The organism is Arthrobacter sp. B0427-1-12, from assembly GCF_059092905.1.
This window is the reverse complement of record NZ_JBNHIC010000004.1, coordinates 79616-96306: the sequence shown is the minus strand read 5'-3', so window position 1 is coordinate 96306 and position 16691 is coordinate 79616. Positions and strand designations below refer to the sequence as shown.

Annotated in this window: 15 protein-coding genes and 2 riboswitches; of the genes, 5 read left to right on the top strand and 10 right to left on the bottom strand. The window is 66.5% G+C overall.

Features of this window, described 5'->3' with window-relative positions; translation table 11 throughout:
- Nucleotides 1-14 precede the first annotated feature (14 nt).
- The 5 genes from AC5RWU_RS04920 to AC5RWU_RS04900 form a co-directional block, all read right to left on the bottom strand.
- Nucleotides 15-1460 carry an LLM class flavin-dependent oxidoreductase gene (locus tag AC5RWU_RS04920; RefSeq protein ID WP_494029956.1) on the bottom strand — a complete coding sequence of 482 codons (1446 nt, stop codon included), beginning with the start codon at nucleotides 1458-1460 and terminating at the stop codon, nucleotides 15-17.
- On the bottom strand, nucleotides 1457-2374 hold the full coding sequence (locus AC5RWU_RS04915) for a MetQ/NlpA family ABC transporter substrate-binding protein (RefSeq protein WP_494029957.1): 918 nt from the start codon (nucleotides 2372-2374) through the stop codon (nucleotides 1457-1459). Before AC5RWU_RS04915 ends, AC5RWU_RS04920 begins: the two co-directional genes overlap by 4 nt.
- 44 nt (nucleotides 2375-2418) lie before the next feature.
- The gene (locus AC5RWU_RS04910; protein ID WP_494029958.1) at nucleotides 2419-3084 is read right to left on the bottom strand and encodes a methionine ABC transporter permease; all 666 of its coding nucleotides are present in this window, start codon (nucleotides 3082-3084) and stop codon (nucleotides 2419-2421) included.
- Nucleotides 3077-3865, bottom strand: a complete 789-nt coding sequence (locus AC5RWU_RS04905; RefSeq protein ID WP_494029959.1) for a methionine ABC transporter ATP-binding protein — start codon at nucleotides 3863-3865, stop codon at nucleotides 3077-3079. The genes AC5RWU_RS04910 and AC5RWU_RS04905 overlap by 8 nt, the downstream gene beginning before the upstream one ends.
- A 154-nt stretch (nucleotides 3866-4019) precedes the next feature.
- A riboswitch (SAM riboswitch) is annotated at nucleotides 4020-4121 on the bottom strand.
- Between the two features lie 90 nt (nucleotides 4122-4211).
- Nucleotides 4212-4628, bottom strand: a complete 417-nt coding sequence (locus tag AC5RWU_RS04900) for a CoA-binding protein (protein ID WP_494029961.1) — start codon at nucleotides 4626-4628, stop codon at nucleotides 4212-4214.
- A 130-nt stretch (nucleotides 4629-4758) separates the two neighbouring features.
- A riboswitch (SAM riboswitch) is annotated at nucleotides 4759-4860 on the top strand.
- A 161-nt stretch (nucleotides 4861-5021) separates the two neighbouring features.
- On the opposite strand from AC5RWU_RS04900, the gene acs reads away from it, so the two are divergent.
- From acs to AC5RWU_RS04875, 5 genes are all read left to right on the top strand, one after another.
- Complete coding sequence (acs, locus tag AC5RWU_RS04895; RefSeq protein ID WP_494029962.1) at nucleotides 5022-6989, top strand: acetate--CoA ligase; 1968 nt, start codon at nucleotides 5022-5024, stop codon at nucleotides 6987-6989.
- 4 nt (nucleotides 6990-6993) lie between these two features.
- The gene (gene sfnG / locus AC5RWU_RS04890) at nucleotides 6994-8169 is read left to right on the top strand and encodes a dimethylsulfone monooxygenase SfnG (protein WP_494029963.1); all 1176 of its coding nucleotides are present in this window, start codon (nucleotides 6994-6996) and stop codon (nucleotides 8167-8169) included.
- Between the two features lie 4 nt (nucleotides 8170-8173).
- Complete coding sequence (locus AC5RWU_RS04885; protein WP_494029964.1) at nucleotides 8174-9652, top strand: O-acetylhomoserine aminocarboxypropyltransferase/cysteine synthase family protein; 1479 nt, start codon at nucleotides 8174-8176, stop codon at nucleotides 9650-9652.
- Nucleotides 9649-10143, top strand: a complete 495-nt coding sequence (locus AC5RWU_RS04880) for a CoA-binding protein (protein ID WP_494029965.1) — start codon at nucleotides 9649-9651, stop codon at nucleotides 10141-10143. Before AC5RWU_RS04885 ends, AC5RWU_RS04880 begins: the two co-directional genes overlap by 4 nt.
- A 223-nt stretch (nucleotides 10144-10366) precedes the next feature.
- Entirely contained in the window at nucleotides 10367-11971 is a 1605-nt protein-coding gene (locus AC5RWU_RS04875; RefSeq protein WP_494029966.1) for a hypothetical protein, read from the top strand.
- Here the strand turns inward: AC5RWU_RS04875 and AC5RWU_RS04870 are convergent.
- From AC5RWU_RS04870 to AC5RWU_RS04850, 5 genes are all read right to left on the bottom strand, one after another.
- Nucleotides 11949-12281, bottom strand: a complete 333-nt coding sequence (locus AC5RWU_RS04870) for a hypothetical protein (protein WP_494029967.1) — start codon at nucleotides 12279-12281, stop codon at nucleotides 11949-11951. The two genes, AC5RWU_RS04875 and AC5RWU_RS04870, sit on opposite strands and share 23 nt — an antisense overlap.
- Before the next feature lie 276 nt (nucleotides 12282-12557).
- Nucleotides 12558-13562, bottom strand: a complete 1005-nt coding sequence (locus AC5RWU_RS04865; RefSeq protein WP_494029968.1) for a hypothetical protein — start codon at nucleotides 13560-13562, stop codon at nucleotides 12558-12560.
- Nucleotides 13555-14109, bottom strand: coding sequence for an RNA polymerase sigma factor (locus AC5RWU_RS04860; protein ID WP_494029969.1), 555 nt, complete (start codon nucleotides 14107-14109; stop codon nucleotides 13555-13557). The genes AC5RWU_RS04865 and AC5RWU_RS04860 overlap by 8 nt, the downstream gene beginning before the upstream one ends.
- Before the next feature lie 251 nt (nucleotides 14110-14360).
- On the bottom strand, nucleotides 14361-15167 hold the full coding sequence (locus AC5RWU_RS04855) for a carbon-nitrogen hydrolase family protein (RefSeq protein WP_494029970.1): 807 nt from the start codon (nucleotides 15165-15167) through the stop codon (nucleotides 14361-14363).
- A gap of 104 nt (nucleotides 15168-15271) precedes the next feature.
- A complete protein-coding gene (locus AC5RWU_RS04850; protein WP_494029971.1) occupies nucleotides 15272-16561 on the bottom strand; it encodes an adenylosuccinate synthase in 1290 nt (429 codons plus the stop codon).
- Between the last annotated feature and the right edge of the window lie 130 nt (nucleotides 16562-16691).

The window sequence follows — 16691 nt, the reverse complement described above, 5'->3', positions numbered from 1 at the left end:
TTCCTATCGGTAAGTCAGCGGTAGACGGGAGTCTTGTTTTCCGCGGCCGCGGAGTATTCGGCGAAGGCGCCGCGGTACTTCGCCGCCGGATGCCGGTCGTTCAGGTACGCCCCGCTGTCCTCCGGGCCGGCGCCGAACAGCTTCTCGCGCAGCGTGCCCGGTGTGTATTCGGTCTGCGCCAGGCCGCGGCGCTGCAGCTCCGGCAGCACGCCCTCGATGAAGTCGGTGTAGGAGCCCGGCAGGGTCTGGTTGATGATGTTGACGCCATCGATGCCGGCATCCTGCCATTCCTCCAGCCGGTCGGCGATCTGCTCGGGTGTGCCCACGATCTGGTTGGCGCGGGACCGGTAGAGCGCCAGGTCCCGCAGCGTCGGGTTGCCGTTGGGCGAGCTGGCAATGACGGCCTCCAGATGTCCCTGGGAGCCTTCGGTGGTGATGCTGCCCAGCGGGGTGTCCAGCGGCAGGCCGCCCAGGTCCACCCCGAAGCCGCCGCCGATATGGGCGACCAGCGCATCGTAGTCCAGGGTGGCTTCCAGGTCCGCGGCCTTCCGGGCGGCCTCGGCCTCCGTCCCGCCTACTGCGAAGTGGAGTCCCTGCAGGAACTTCACGTCATCGGCCCTGCGGCCGGCGGCCACCGCCTTGCCACGGACCGCGGCGGTGTACTTCGCCGCAGCCTCCGGGCTGGAGGCCAAGGTGAACGTCGCTTCGGCGTTGTGGGCGCAGAATTCCTGCCCTCGGCCGGAGCTTCCCGCCTGGAACAGCAGCGGCGTGCGCTGCGGTGTCGGCGAGACCAGATGCGGACCATCGATGGAGTACCGCTGCCCGCGGTGGTAGATCTTGTGCACCATGTCCGGGTCCGCGTGCAGGCTGTTGTCCTTATCCTGCAGCAGGGCGCCCTCGTCCCAGGATCCTTCCCAGAGCTTGTAAACGGCATCCACGTACTCGTCCGCCCAGGCGTAGCGGTCGTCGTGCTTGGTCAGACCGTTGCCGTTGAAGTTCCGGTGCGCGTTCTCCAGCACGCTGGTAACGATGTTCCACGCGGCACGGCCGTTGCTGAGGTGGTCCAGGGTGGAAATCTGCCGCGCGAACTGGAACGGATGGGACTGGATCACCGATGAGGTCGCGGCCAGGCCGATCTGCTCGGTGGCGCCGGCCAGCGCGCCCAGCAGGACCAGCGGATCGTTGGACGGAACCTGCAGGCCGCGCCTGAGCAGCGAGGCCCACCCGCCTTCGTGGTCGCCGTAGAGGCCTACGACGTCGGCAAAAAAGATGGCGTCGAACTTCGCCGCTTCCAACTGGCGGGCCAGGTCCGTCCACAGCGCCAGTTCGTTGAACCGGTGCTGCTGCGCCTCCGGCCGGCGCCACTGGCCGCCCATGATGTGGCTGGTCGTGTTCATGACGAACGCGCTCAGCAGCAGCCGGGGCCGCCGGCCTTCAAAACGGGTGCTGGGGATGCTCATGCGTCGGCCCATTTCTGCAGGTCCGCCTGCGGGTCTTCGTCCCAGGGCAGCTCGAAGAAGCCGTCCTGGTAGGTCTTGAAGAACTCGGCCACCTCGGGGCTCTGGATCGCTTCCTCGAGCGCCTTCGCCTTTTCCGTGCCGGCGAATTCGGGGGTGGCAGCGAAGATGGAACGGTACGGGATCTCGTCCTCCACTGCGTCCTCGGCGACCAGGTTCGCCTGAGTGTGGACGCCGGCGTCGATCGCGGTGGACTGGAACATGAAGCCGGCGTCCACGTCCTCCAGCGTCTGGCTCAGGGACAGCTGGTCCACCTCCACGAACTGCAGGTTCCGCGGGTTGTCGATGATGTCCGCCTTGGTGGCGGTGACCACGGTGGGACCCTCGCGCAGGGTCAGCAGGCCGTGGGTCTGGAGCATGAAGAAGGCCCTGCCGTTGTTGGCCGGATCCACCGGAATGGACACCTTGCCGCCCTGCGGGAGGTCCGCCAGGCTGGTGTGCTTGTAGGAGTAGAGCGCCGCCGGCGAATTGCGGATGTAGAAGAGCGGAACCAGGTTCAGGCCCTTGTCCTTGTTGAACTGGGTCAGGTACGCGCTGTGCTGGAAGGCGTTGGCGTCGTACTCCCCCTGCGCCACGGAGAGGTTAGGCTGGATGATGTCGTTTACGAACTTGGCTTCCAGCGTCCAGCCCTTCTCCGCCAGCAGCTTCTGCGCAATGGTGATGGGTTCCTGGTAGGACTTCACGCTGGAGGCGATGATCCGGATGGTCTTGTCTCCCGCATCGCCTGAAACGGCGCCGGCGTTGCTCAGGCCGCAGCCGACGGTGCCCAGGACGGGCACGGCCGCGGCGGCGCCAAGGAGGCCGCGGAGCAGGGAGCGTCGGGAAACATTCGGGGTGGATGGGCTGATTTTGGGCATAGTGGTCCCCTTGAAAGTGGTGCGGGTGAAAATTTCGAAGGCGGCTAGAGCCGTTTGTCCAGCCTGCGGGCGATGAACGATCCGCCGATCTGCACGATCTGGACCAGCACAATCATCAGCACGATCGCCGCGATCATCAGCCCGGTTTCGTAACGGTAGTAGCCGTAGCGGATGGCGAAGTCACCGATGCCGCCGCCGCCGACCAGGCCAGCCATCGCCGAGTAGGAGATGAAGCTGACCGTCATGATGGTGATGGAACCGACCAGTGCGGGCTTGGCTTCCACCAGCAGCACGTCCCGGACGATCTGAAGGCGGCTGGCACCCATGGAGCGGGCCGCTTCCACGACGCCGGTCCCCAGCTGGGAGAGGTTCTGCTCCACGAACCGGGCAAAGTACGGGATCGCGTTGATGGTCAGCGGGACGATCACTGCGGCGGTACCGATGGTCGTCCCCACGATCAGCCTGGTCAGCGGGATGATCGCAATCAGCAGGATCAGGAACGGGAAGGACCGGATCAGGTTCACCAGGCCGTCGATGACCCGGTGCAGCTTCGGCTTGTGCTTCAGGCCGTTGGGGCCGATGGAGTACAGCAGCACCCCCAGCGGCGTGCCCAGCAGGACGGCCAGCGGGATGGCCACCAGCAGCATGGTGAGGGTCTCGCCCATGGCGGCGACAATTTCCGGCCAGACCTCGATGATGCGCTCAAGCACTGGCCAGCTCCCCCGGCCGGTGGATGCGCTCGAGCTCGATGTCGTCGGAAATCAGGTAGCGGCCAATCGAGGTGCCGGGCGAGAAACCCGGCCGGTCCAGTTCGGCCAGGTCGAACTGCTCGACCACCCGTCCGTCCTCCATCACGGCCACGTTGTCGGCGATGGCCTTGATGACGTTCATTTCGTGCGTGACCACCACGATGGTGATGCCGAACTTCGCGTTGACGTCGCTGAGGTACTGCAGCACGGAGGCTGTGGTTCTGGGGTCGACGGCGGAGGTCGGCTCGTCGCAGAGCAGCACCTTGGGCTCGGTGGCCAGGGCGCGGGCGATCGCGACGCGCTGCTTCTGGCCGCCGGAGAGCTTGGCGGGGTAGGTCTTCGCCTTGTCAGCCAGGTCAACAATCGCCAGCGCCTCGGCCGCGCGGCGCCGCCGCTCGGCCGGTCCCACACCCGCGAACTTCAGGGACAGCTCGACGTTCTGCTGGGCGGTGAGGTTGTTGAGCAGATTGAAGTGCTGGAAGATCATGCCGATGTCGTGGCGCTTGGTGCGCAGTTCGGGGTCGGACAGCTCCACCAGGTCCACGCCGTCCACCAGCACCCGCCCGGAGGTGGGCCGCTCGAGCAGGTTGATGTTGCGCAGCAGGGTCGACTTGCCGGCTCCGGAGAAGCCGATGATCCCCTGGATGCTGCCCCGCGGGATGTGCAGCGAGATGTTGTCGACGGCGGTGAATTCGCCGGCATCCGCCCGGAAGACAGTCGAGACGTTCTGGATGTCTATCACTGGGCACCGCCGTTGCCGGGCGCTGCCGCTGTTGTTGGTATCACGTCGATCTCCTTGGGTCTAAGCCCGAGAAGAGGCGCGCCGCCGTCGCCAAAGGAACCCCTGGCCGGCGCGGATACGGGCGCGGTCAGGGAGACCAACGAAAGCAGTTGCTTCTCCATCGGTCCTGGCAGTAGCACCCTGCTCCCTTGGCAAAAACGGGAGGGGGTTGCTGCGGCGTCGTCGATCCAGGTCTCTCGGCCGCTCGGGATGGTTACGCACCCATTCAAAAGCCGGACCCGTCAAAAAGCGAATAAGTTACGTCACATCCCGTAACGGGGCTTCAGGGCCGCAGGTCAGCGGCCAATCACAGCCCGAACCGCGGCGCCTCGATGGCCGGGCAGGTGTCCATCACTACCTCAAGGCCGGCGTCCTTGGCGCGCTGGGCGGCCGCTTCATCGATGACGCCCAGCTGCAGCCAGACCGCTTTCGCGCCCACGGCGATGGCTTCGTCCACCAGCGGCCCCACCTTCTGTGAGTTGACGAAGAAGTCGACGACGTCGATCCCGCCGGGGACGTCCGCGAGCTTTTTGTAGCCTCTTTGCCCGTGGACGTCGTCGCCCTTAAGGCTCACCGGAACGATCTGCATGCCCAGCCCGTCCATCAGGTATTTGGAGACTCCCAGCGCAACGCGGCGCGGATTGTTGGAAAGTCCGACGATGGCCCAGCGGCCGGGGGCCGTCAGCAGTCTGCGGATGACCTCAGGATCATTTTCGTGTGCCACGTTCTGCCTCCAGCAGCCTGGTCCGGTACGCAATCAACAGGGCCAGACTACGCCTTGCGGAAAGGGTGCGGAGAGGTCGGTTTGTTACGCCGATTTGCTCCGGGGCCGCCGTGTCCCGTTTCATTGGAGGTGACCATCCCGAGCGGCCGAGAGACCTGGATCGACGACGCCGCAGCAACCCTCTGATGCTTCACAGCCATCAGCAAGGTGCTACTGCCAGGACCGATGGAGTGTGCTTTATGCCTGAATTTGCCGCATCCCGCGCCGCCGCGGCCTTCCCTGCCCTGCCGTCCCGCAGGCGGCCGCCGTCGATGCGAATGTGCAGCTGCAGTTCCGCGCGCGCGTGACGCGCCCCCGCATCTTCCGCACCACCACAAAGGACCAGCACACCCTATGACTGCCATCGCCGCGCAGAGCACTTCCGCCGCTGACGTCGCCACCGAAACCGAACGGATCGCCTTCTGGGAGGAGGCGGCCCGCAGGCTGCAGTGGGAAACGCCGTGGCATACGCCCCACACCTGGGAGCCGGCCCGGCCCACCGGGGGGATTAATGACGACGGCGAACCCCACCTTAGTGTGCCGAAGATCGAGTGGTTCTCCGGGGGCACGCTGAACGTCGCCGTCAACTGCGTCGACCGGCATGTCGCCGCGGGCCGCGGAGACAAAGTGGCGCTGCACTTCGAAGGCGAGCCCGGCGACCGCCGCTCCATCACCTACGCCGAACTCCAGAAGGAAGTCTCCCAGGCCGCCAACGCACTGCTGGCGCTGGGCATCACCAAGGGCGACCGTGTGGTCATCTACCTGCCGGTGATTCCCGAAACCGTCATCATCACCCTGGCCGTGGCCCGGATCGGCGCCATCCACTCGCTGGTCTTCGGCGGTTTTTCCGCCGAAGCACTGAAGTTCCGGGTCGAAGACACCCGCGCCAAGCTGCTGGTCACCACGGACGGCCAGTTCCGCCGCGGCCAGGCCGTCCCGGTCAAAGCCAACGCGGACGAAGCCGTCTCCGGCGACAACGCAATCGAGCATGTGCTGGTGGTCAACCGCACCGGTCACACCGACGTTGCATGGGTCGAGGGCCGGGACATCTGGTGGCACGAGGTCGTCGACACCGCCTCCGAGGTCCACGAACCGGAGGCGTTCGACGCCGAAACGCCGCTGTTCATCATGTACACCTCCGGCACCACCGGCAAGCCCAAGGGCCTGGTCCACACCTCCGGCGGCTACCTGACGCAGGCCTCCTGGAGCTACGAGTACCTCTTCAGCAATCCGGATCCGGCGCAGCGGGAGAAGGACGTCCACTGGTGCACCGCGGACCTGGCCTGGGTCACGGCGCACACGTACGAGATCTACGGACCGCTGTCCAACGGCGTCACCCAGGTGATCTACGAAGGCACCCCGAACACTCCCCATCCAGGCCGGCACTTCGAAATCATCGAACGTTACGGCGTCACCAGCTACTACACCGCGCCGACGCTGGTGCGGTCCCTGATGGGCTGGTTCCCCGACGGCGTACCGGCGGATTACGACCTCTCCTCCATCCGCCTGCTGGGCACCGTCGGGGAGGCCACCAACCCGGAGGCATGGCGCTGGTTCCGCGGGAACATCGGCCGCAACGAAGTGCCGATGATCGATACCTGGTGGCAGTCGGAGACCGGCGCGACGATCCTCTCCCCCCGCCAGACGGACACGGTGTTCAAGCCCGGCTGCGCGACGCGTGCGCTTCCGGGTGTGGGCACCAAGATCGTGGACGACGACGGCGCACCGGTTGCGCCGGGCGTCCAGGGTTACATCGTGGTGGACCAGACCGGTCCTGCGATGGCCCGCACCGTGTGGGGCAACCCCCAGCGCTACCTCGATTCCTACTGGCGCAAGTACGCGGAACAGGGCTGGTTCCTGGCTGGCGACGGCGCGAAGTACGACGAGGATGGGGATACCTGGATCCTGGGCCGGGTCGACGACGTCCTCAACGTCTCCGGCCACCGCCTCTCCACCATCGAAATCGAATCCGCCCTCGTCTCCCACCCGTGGGTCGTCGAAGCAGGCGTTGCCCCCGTAGCCGATCCCAAAACCGGCCACGCCATCGCCGCCTTCGTCGTGCTGACGGATGCCGGCAAGGCGCAGGACCATGCGAAGATCGTCACCGCCCTCCGCAACCACGTCGCCAAGGAGATCGGCCCGATCGCCAAGCCGGCCGCCGTCGTCGTAGTTCCGGACGTCCCCAAGACACGCTCCGGCAAGATCATGCGCCGCCTGCTCACCCAGTTGTACGAAGGCACGGCCCTCGGCGACACCACATCGCTCCAGAACGAACCCGCAATTGCCGGCATCGCCGCTGCCCTGGCCGACCAAAGGAAGTAACGCCATGACCACTCCCCAGATCGACTTTTCCGCGCCCCTGAAGTTCGCGTACTGGGTACCGAATGTCTCCGGCGGCCTTGTTGTCTCCACCATCGAGCAGCGCACCAGCTGGGACTTCGACTACAACAAGAAGCTGGCCCGCATTGCCGAGAACTCCGGCTTCGAATACGCCCTGACCCAGACCCGCTACGCCGCCTCCTACGGCGCGGACAAGCAGCACGAGGCAACGTCCTTCTCGCTGGCCCTGCTGGGCGCCACCGAACGCCTGAATATCATCTCCGCAGTGCACCCCGGCATGTGGCACCCGGGCGTGCTGGCCAAGTTCATCATCACCGCCGACCACATCTCCGGCGGCCGTTCCGCGGTGAACATCGTCTCCGGCTGGCTCAAGGACGAGTTCGTGAACTTCGGCCTGCCCTGGCTGGAGCATGACGAGCGCTACGTGCGCACCGAGGAGTTCATCCGGGTGCTGCGCGGGCTGTGGACCCAGCAGAACTACAGCCAGTCCGGCAAGTACTACAACATCTCCGACTTCACCCTGAGCCCGGCACCGCTCGACATCCCTGGCCGCGCCCACCCGGAGATTTTCTTCGGCGGTAATTCCACCGCCGCCCAGGGGGTCGCCGGCCGCACCGCCGACTGGTACTTCTCCAACGGCCGCGATATCGAGGACTTCAAGGAGAACATCGCCGGCGTGACGGCCGCGGCCGCCACCGCGGGCCGTTCGCCGAAGTTCGGCCTCAACGGCTTCGTGATCGCCCGTAAAACCGAGAAGGAAGCCCGGGACACCCTGCGGGAGATCATCGCCAAGGCGCACAAGCCTGCTGTCGATGGCTTCGCCTCCGCCGTCAAGGAGGCCGGACAGGCCACCAAGGACCGCAAGGGCATGTGGGCAGACTCCAGCTTCGAGGACCTGGTCCAGTACAACGACGGTTTCAAGACCCAGCTGATCGGCACCCCGGAGCAGATTGCCGAGCGCATCGTCGAATACAAGAAGATCGGCGTGAACCTGTTCCTGACCGGTTACCTGCACTTCCAGGAGGAAGTGGAGGCGTTCGGCCGCGACGTGCTGCCGATCGTCCGCGAGCTCGAGGCCGACCTGGCCCGCAGGAACGGCACTGAAATGAACACCGAACTGCTGCCCGTCACCAAGTTCGGTACTCCGGAACGGGTAGCCTGACTTCATGAGTGAACGTCAATTCGGTTTCCGCACCCGTGCCCTGCATGCCGGCGGGACCCCCGATGCCGAACACGGCGCCCGCGCCGTCCCCATCTACCAGACCACGTCCTTCGTGTTCAAGGACACGGACGATGCTGCCAACCTCTTCGCACTGCAGAAGTACGGGAACATCTATTCCCGGATCGGCAACCCGACGGTCGCGGCCTTCGAGGAGCGCATGGCCTCCCTGGAGGGCGGCATCGGGGCCGTGGCGACGGCGTCGGGCATGGCAGCGGAGTTCATCACCTTCGCCGCGCTGACCGGGGCAGGTGACCACATCGTCGCCTCCTCCCAGCTCTACGGCGGCACGGTGACCCAACTGGACGTCACGCTGCGCCGCTTCGGCGTGGAGACCACATTTGTGCCCGGCACGGATCCGGCGGACTTCGCCGCCGCGATCCAGCCGAACACCAAGGCCGTCTACACCGAGATTGTGGCCAACCCCTCCGGCGATATCGCCGATCTGGAGGGGCTCGCCAAGGTGGCGCACGACGCCGGTGTTCCGCTGATCGTCGACGCGACCTTGAGCACGCCGTACCTGATCCGCCCGATCGAGCACGGTGCGGACATCGTAATCCACTCGGCGACCAAGTTCATCGGCGGGCACGGCACCACCCTGGGCGGCGTCGTCGTCGAAAGCGGCCGCTTCGACTGGGGCAACGGCAAGTTCCCGCAGATGACCGATCCGGTGCCGTCCTACGGCAATGTGTCCTGGTGGGGCAACTTCGGCGAGTACGGCTTCCTGACCAAGCTGCGCTCGGAGCAGTTGCGCGACATCGGGCCGTCGCTGTCCGCGCAGTCCGCTTTCCAGCTGCTGCAGGGCGTGGAGACGCTGCCGCAGCGCCTGGACGAGCACCTGGAGAACGCCCAGCGCGTTGCCGAATGGCTCGAGGCCGATGACCGGGTCACCTATGTGAACTACGCCGGCCTGCCGTCGCATCCGCACTACGAGCGCGGGCGCCGTTACCTGCCCAAGGGCGTCGGTTCCGTCTTCGCCTTCGGGGTCAAGGGCGGCCGCGCGGCCGGCCAGAAGTTCATCGAAGCGCTCCAGGTGGCCTCCCACCTGGCCAACATCGGCGACGCCCGCACCCTGGTCATCCACCCCGGCTCGACGACGCACCAGCAGCTGTCCGTGGACCAGCTGGCGGCCGCCGGCGTGCCGGAGGACCTGATCCGCATCTCCGTCGGACTGGAGGACGTCGACGACATCCTCTGGGACCTGGACCAGGCACTGGCCGCTTCGCAGTCCGCGGCGGCCGAGCACGGGCCCAGCCGCGACCACGAGGACCACGCGTTCGACACCAGCGAGTTCGCCGCGCCGACGTACGACGGCGAAGCGTGCGTTATTCCCTCCGCCCGCGCCGCGTCGGTGGAGCCGGGAACCCGCGTGGTGGAGTCGGTCGAGGCCCAGGAAGCCCCGGCCCAGGAAGGAGCATCCAAGTGAGCACCGAGGAACGCACCTGGCAGGGACCGTCCGCGCCGGAGCGCCTGAACATCCTGCGCAACACGAAGGTGATCGCGATTGTGGGGGCCTCGGACAAACCGTCCCGCGCGTCCTACTTCGTAGCCACATACCTGCTGTCTTCCACCAGGTTCAAGGTCTACTTCGTGAACCCGGTGGTCAAGGAAATCCTGGGCCAGCCGGTCTACCCCTCACTGGCCGACCTGCCGGAGAAGCCCGATCTGGTCGAGGTCTTCCGCAAGCACGACGACCTGCCGGGCGTACTCGAGGAGGCCAAGGCCGTCGGGGCGAAGACCCTGTGGCTGCAGCTGGGCTCCTGGCATGAGGACGTTGCCCGGGACGCCGAGGCGGCCGGGATGAACGTGGTGATGGACCGCTGCGTGAAGATCGAGCACGCCCGCTTCCACGGCGGACTGCATCTGGCCGGTTTCGACACCGGTGTGATCTCCTCCAAGCGGCAGCTGACAGCGTAATACCTGCTGGCTTTTCAGGCTGGGGCCGGCACCTTCGGGTGCCGGCCCCCGCTGTTTTCGTACGCGGCTGTCTTTTCCTCCCCACCGGGCAGCCGGGCACCGGCTGTCCACATTCCCGGACGCTCCCCTGCCGCTGGTTGGTGCCGGCCGGAACAGTGGTAGCGGGCCCGGGCTTCGGGCATGACCACTGTGGAACCTGCGCGCAGCTCAGGCGCGGGCATGATTGGGAGGAATTCCTTGTTCACTCGACTACGATCGCGAGCTTCCGGCCTGCCCGGCGTCCTGTGCCTGGCCGGTTGCCTGCTGCTCCTGCTGGCCTTCATTCCGCTGCAGCCGGCGCGCGCAGCCGGTCGCCGACGGCTGGACCTATGCGGCCGGGCACAGCTCTGCGGCACTTTTCATCGGCCAGCACCGCAACAGCGCCGGCCAGGTCGCGTACTGTACGGACTTCGAGCGGCTGGCCCCGGTCTTCGGCCAGGGCTATAACGGGGGCCAGCAGGGCGGATTCACCCGCAGCGACGGCGTCGCGCTCGATGCCAGGGAGAATGGCGCGCTGTCCTACCTGCTGCACCGCTGGGGTCCCGCCGAAGACAATGACACGGCTGCGGCGGTCCAGCTGGCTGTCTGGGCCATCACCTCGCCCGGACGCGGCTGGGGCACGCCCGGCATGGCGGAGATCCTGCAGCTGGCGGCCCTGCCCGAGCAGGTGGTCAGCCTTGGCCAGTCCCTGACGGAACAGGCCTTCGCCCATGCCGGCCCGTATACCCTTGACATTCAGCTCGACGACGGTGCGGACGCCGGCCTGATCACCGGGGCAGCCATCACCGTGCGGACTGCCGCTGGATCCGCGGCGCCCGGCCTCGCCGTGCGGGCGATGGTCAGCGGCGACTTCACGGCCGACGATCCGGCCGCATTGTCCTGGACCAGCGGCGACCAACCCCACGGGCTTCCCCTGACGCGGACGGGCCTGGGCGAGGGGACCGTTCGGGTTTCCGCCGAGACAGCCCCCACCGGAGCCGTTGCCTGGCTCGTTCCGAACGCACCGAACGCCCAGCGGCTGCTGGCGGCGCCGGTTGCCTCTCCGGTCGAAGCCGTTTCCGGCCTCGCATCCCTGCCCGCGTTCCAGCCCCTGGTCAGCACCACGACATCAGCACCCGTTGCGGAAGCGGGGTCCGAGCTCCATGACATCCTGACGGTTGACGTCGAGGGCGGAAGCCCGTCCGGCGGCACGTTCCCCTGGCTGCACGACCCGGTCATTGGGGAGGCTGTCTCCGTCGAGGTGGAGTCGACACTGTGGGGCCCGCTTCCGCAGAAACCGGGTCTGGCGGATGCCGTGCCGGAAGGAACCCCGCAGGTGGGCACGGTGGTGACGCGGGTCAGCGGGCCGGACACCTACGAAACCCCTGCGCTCACCCTGCCGTCCTCCGGCTACTACGTCTGGACGGAGTCCATCGATCCCCAGACAGCAGTGCCGGCGTCCGCGGCTGCGTTCGTGAAACCCTGGCGGAGCAAGTTCGGGATCGAAGCCGAAACCACTGTTGTGCCATGGACGCCTTCGGTCACCACCAAACTCTCGGCAGCAGCCATCGGGCAGGGTGGAACCGTCACGGACGAAGTAGCAGTCGCCGGCCTGCCTTTGGGCCGGGAACAGGACGTCACCCTGACGATGTACGGTCCCCTGCCCCACATGCCTGTCCAGGCAGAATCGGTTCCTGAAGATGTTCCGGTCTTCGCCGTACAGACCCTGGAGGCCACGAACGGTACTCTGAGCAGTGAGCCCTTCGGACCGCTGTCCGCCACCGTTGCTACACCGTGGTCGCGGAAATAGCTGGCACGCCGGGCATCCGGAGCTTTCGCTCCCCGTTCGGCGAACCAAGCGAAACAGTTTGCGTAGCGGCACCGACTGCCTTGGTTCCTCCGTCGACGGATGCGCCGCCGTCGGACGTCCCGCCGTCGGATACGCCGCCCACGGACATTCCCCCTTCGGACACCCCGCCGGTGTCCCCGCCGCCCGCGGAGCCGCCGGTGGACACCCCGCCGGTGGACACCCCGCCGGCCGAAACGCCACCGGTGGAACCGATTCCGGGCGGACCCGCTCCGGAGCAACCCGCTCCGGCCACAGCGCCGCCGGTAGTCATGGGAGAACAGACTCGGTTCCAAACCAGCACTGAGCTGGCGGCCACCGGTCCGCAAACCGGGGGCGTGGCGGCGGCCGGCAGCTGTCTCATAGGACTCGGCCTGCTGTGCTCTGCCATGGCCAAGCGGCGCAACCGCGCCCAGGGACCCCATGGCTTGCAGCGGCGTCCAGCGGGACCTTCGGCGGGCGAATCAGGCTCGGCCGGCTGGCTTCCCGCCGGGTAATGCTTCCGGGCGGCTTGCCTGACCTGGAGGACCGAGAATAAATACTGCGGCGATCAGAGCAGGGTCCGGGACAGCTGCTGTCCCGGCCCAGCGCCCTCCGGTACCAGCTTCTTCAACTGGCCGGGCGGCGGCACCTGCTCCGGTACCAGCTTCTTCAGCTGACCGGGCGGCGGCACCTGCTCCGGTACCAGCTTCTTCAGCTGACCGGGCGGCAGCACCTGCTCCGGCACCAGCTTCTTCAACTGCCCTGGCGGCAGCACCTGTCCCGGCGGCAGTACCCCCTCGGGCACCAGTTCCGTCACTTGGCCGGGCGGCAGCACCTGCTCCGGCACCAGTTTCCTCAACTGACCCGGCGGCAGCACCTGCCCCTGCCCCGCAGCAGGACCGGGCCTGCCGGACACTCCGGAATCGGCCGGGTTGGCGGACCCGGTGGCCGCATTTCCGCCGGGCAGACCCTGCGGGGCCGGGTTCCCGGGCACCGCAGGCACGGGTGCGGGAGCAGGATTCGTTCCGCCGGCAGGGGCCGGCGCGGTCCCTGCCGGCGAGGATTCACCGGGCAAGGATTCACCGGGCACAGATGCGGCGGGGGCTGGCCCGGCGGGGCCTGCTTCGGTGGCATCGGCTGCCGGGGCAGGCTTAACCGCCGGCGCTTCCTCCACTGTCAGGCCGTCGTCGAAAACCGCCGGAACCTCGGCCGCGTCGTCCTGTGGTCCTGCGGCGGAGTCGAAGGGGTTCAGGAAACCGAAGATGCTGCCCACGACCTCTCCCGCGGAGTCACGGAAATGTTCGTCGGTCGCCGCTACCCCCGAGACCCCGAGCGTCATGGTGGCCGCAACGCCGACGCTGATGAAGGCAGCACGCCGGCGCCGTCCACGGTGGGGGGACACCGGCCGGATCGCTGCGATGTTGCCCGCCAGCAGTTGCGCAACTTCCGGTGACGGACGAGGAACAGGTCCTGAGCCAAGGGCCCGCAAGCCCTGCAGCGCCTCGCTCAGCTGGGGCGTCGGTTCTACACCGGACTCATCCAGCAGAGCAGCAATGAATCGGTCATCAGTCATGCTGGTAAGTCCTTTCTTCCACCAGTGCCTTAAGTTTGGCCAGGCCGCGCCGTTGGAGTTGTTTGATCGAACCGGTTGATTTGCCCATGATCCGGGCAACCTGCTCAATGGACAGATCGGCGACGATCCGCAACGTCAGTACTTCGCGCTGGTCGGGGTTGAGGTGTTCCAGCAACTGGGTCACGCCGCCGCCATCTAGGGACTCCATCACTACAGTTTCCGCGGACTGGCTCACGCGGGCATCCGTCGCAGGGTCGTACCCCGACATCTTGGGGCTGCGGGACCGGCGCCTGGATTCATCGACCATCCGTGCATGGGCCACGGAGAACGCGAATGTCCGCAGACCTTTGACTCCGCCGGTCACTCTGTCCAGCGCCGTGAAGACCGTGAGGAATACTTCCTGGACCATGCCTTCCGGGTCCTCCGTGCCTTTGGCCGCCAGGTAACCCAGTACAGACGGAGACAAGCCCGCATAAATATGTCTCAAAGCCTCCTGGTCGCCGGATTGGGCCGCCGTCAGAACGTCGTCTGACAAGGTGGCAGTCACGGCTTATTCCTTCGGGGAGGGCTGGTAGGCGGCGCCCCTAATCATAGCCGCCGTGGATCCTCGCCAATAGTTACTGCCCGACTGGCAGGAACACGGAATGCCGCCGCCATCATGCACGTCCCCCCCTAACGTGTAAGAAGCCCGCGCCGAGGCTCGTTGGGGGGAAAGCCTCGGCGCGGCGCTTACATACGGGTAATCGAACGGACGGTCCGAAAGGTTACTCAGGATCCAAAAAGTTTCCGGAAATTTTTCTAGCTACCCGGAAGGATCACCTTCGACGCCTCAAACCGGCGGTTTTTCAGCACCGGAAGGAACTCCCGGACCTCGTCGATCCGCTTGCGCGTGACGTCCACCGTCACCACTGCCTGCTCCTCGTCATTGAGGAAATCGTGCGGAATGCCCATCGGATCGAGAATGACCGAATGCCCCACGGTATGGTCGCTCGACGTCCCCGCGGCCGCGACCCAGCAGGTGTTTTCGATCGCTCTTGCCTTGAGCAGCGTTTCCCAGTGGTCGATTTTGTGGTCGCCCTTGAACCAGGCGGCGGCCACCAGGATGAGGTCGGCTCCCTTGTCAGCCAGGCTGCGGGCCATTTCCGGGAACCGCAGGTCGTAGCAGGTCATCACGCCGACGCTCAGCCCGCCGATCGGCACCACCTTGATGCCGCCGTCGCCCGGCTTGATCTGCCTGGACTCCTGGTAGCTGAACGCGTCATAGAGGTGAAGCTTGCGGTACGTGTCCACGATTGCGCCATCGGCATTGACGATGACCAGGGTGTTGAACGGACGGTCCTCGCCGCTGGCTTCGTAGCCGCCGGCGACGATGGCCAGCCCGAGGTCCTTGGCCATGAAGGACAATTGCTGCACGAAGGTGGACCACTGGGTGTCGACGGCCGCGCTGAGGCTGCCCTCGACCTGGCCGATCGTGAACATGGACTCCTCAGGGAAGAGCATCAGCTCCGCGCCGTCCTTGCGGGCCTGTTCCGCGAGGGAGCGCATGGTCTCAAGGTTTTCCGCCACGTTTCCGGAAGGACGGAATTGTCCAACACTGACCTTCATGGTGCACCGCCTTTACTGCAGGATCCGTCGTGGCTCCAGCCTACAGAAAAGCCCCGGGAGCCGGTGCCCGGCCAAGCCGGGCGCCGGCTCCGCGGAGACCAGGCTCAGTCGTTGATGAGGTCGTTGATCACGATGGTCTGCTCGCGGTCCGGGCCGACGCCGATCGCGGAGAACCGTGTGCCGGACATTTTCTCCAGCGCCTTCACATACGTCTGGGCGTTCTCCGGCAGGTCCTCGATGGTTCTGGCGCCGGTGATGTCCTCGCTCCAGCCGTCGAAGTACTCGAAGATCGGTTTGGCGTGGTGGAACTCGGTCTGCGTCATCGGCATCTCATCATGCCGGACGCCGTCGACGTCGTAGGCCACACAGACCGGAATCCTCTCGATACCGGTGAGCACGTCCAGCTTGGTCACGAAGTAGTCCGTGAAACCGTTGACGCGGGAGGCATGGCGCGCCAGCACGGCGTCGTACCAGCCGCAGCGGCGCGGACGGCCGGTGTTCACGCCGAACTCGCCGCCGGTCTTCTGCAGGTACAGACCCATCTCATCGAACAGCTCGGTGGGGAACGGCCCGGCGCCCACGCGGGTGGTGTAGGCCTTGATGATGCCTACCGCGCGGCTGATCCGGGTCGGGCCGATGCCGGAACCGACGGACGCGCCGCCCGCCGTCGGATTGGAGGAAGTGACGAAGGGATAGGTGCCGTGGTCCACGTCCAGGAAGGTGGCCTGCCCGCCTTCCATGAGAACCACCTTGCCCTCGTCCAGCGCCTGGTTCAGCACGTAGACGGAGTCGATGACCAGCGGCCGCAGGCGGTCGGCGAAGCTGAGGAAGTAGTCGACGATCTCTTCGACCTCCACGGCGCGGCGGTTGTAGACCTTGACCAGCAGCTCGTTCTTCTGGCGCAGGGACCCCTCCACCTTCTGGCGCAGGATGGATTCGTCGAAGATGTCCTGGACCCGGATGCCCAGCCGGGCCACCTTGTCCATGTAGGTGGGCCCGATGCCGCGCCCGGTGGTACCGATGGCCCGCTTGCCCAGGAAGCGCTCGGTGACCTTGTCCATCACCTGGTGGAACGGCGCCACCAGGTGGGCATTGGCGGAGACGCGCAGGCGGGAGGTGTCCGCGCCGCGGGATTCCAGGCCGTCGATCTCCTCGAACAGGGCCTCGAGGTTGACCACGCAGCCATTGCCGATGATCGGGACCGCGTTGGGGCTAAGGATGCCGGCGGGGAGGAGCTTCAGTTCGTATTTCTCACCGCCGACGACGACGGTGTGGCCGGCGTTGTTGCCGCCGTTCGGCTTGACCACGTAGTCCACGCGGCCACCGAGCAGATCGGTTGCCTTGCCCTTACCTTCGTCGCCCCACTGGGCTCCGACAATCACAATCGCTGGCATGGGATCCTCCCCCATTCGTTACGGCCGCCCTGGGCGGACTGCTGCGCCGCCAGGGCCGTGCCGTGCATGAGAACGCCCCCGAAGATCTGCAGCGTTTCCCATTGCGGCGGTACGCTGCCGCCACGTCGCA

Excerpts from the sequence above, each read along its gene's own strand:
- AC5RWU_RS04920 (WP_494029956.1), bottom strand. The coding sequence starts at position 1,460 with ATGAGCATCCCCAGCACCCGTTTTGAAGGCCGGCGGCCCCGGCTGCTG.
- AC5RWU_RS04915 (WP_494029957.1), bottom strand. The coding sequence starts at position 2,374 with ATGCCCAAAATCAGCCCATCCACCCCGAATGTTTCCCGACGCTCCCTG.
- acs (WP_494029962.1), top strand. The coding sequence starts at position 5,022 with ATGACTGCCATCGCCGCGCAGAGCACTTCCGCCGCTGACGTCGCCACC.
- sfnG (WP_494029963.1), top strand. The coding sequence starts at position 6,994 with ATGACCACTCCCCAGATCGACTTTTCCGCGCCCCTGAAGTTCGCGTAC.
- AC5RWU_RS04885 (WP_494029964.1), top strand. The coding sequence starts at position 8,174 with ATGAGTGAACGTCAATTCGGTTTCCGCACCCGTGCCCTGCATGCCGGC.
- AC5RWU_RS04870 (WP_494029967.1), bottom strand. The coding sequence starts at position 12,281 with ATGACTACCGGCGGCGCTGTGGCCGGAGCGGGTTGCTCCGGAGCGGGT.
- AC5RWU_RS04865 (WP_494029968.1), bottom strand. The coding sequence starts at position 13,562 with ATGACTGATGACCGATTCATTGCTGCTCTGCTGGATGAGTCCGGTGTA.
- AC5RWU_RS04855 (WP_494029970.1), bottom strand. The coding sequence starts at position 15,167 with ATGAAGGTCAGTGTTGGACAATTCCGTCCTTCCGGAAACGTGGCGGAA.
- AC5RWU_RS04850 (WP_494029971.1), bottom strand. The coding sequence starts at position 16,561 with ATGCCAGCGATTGTGATTGTCGGAGCCCAGTGGGGCGACGAAGGTAAG.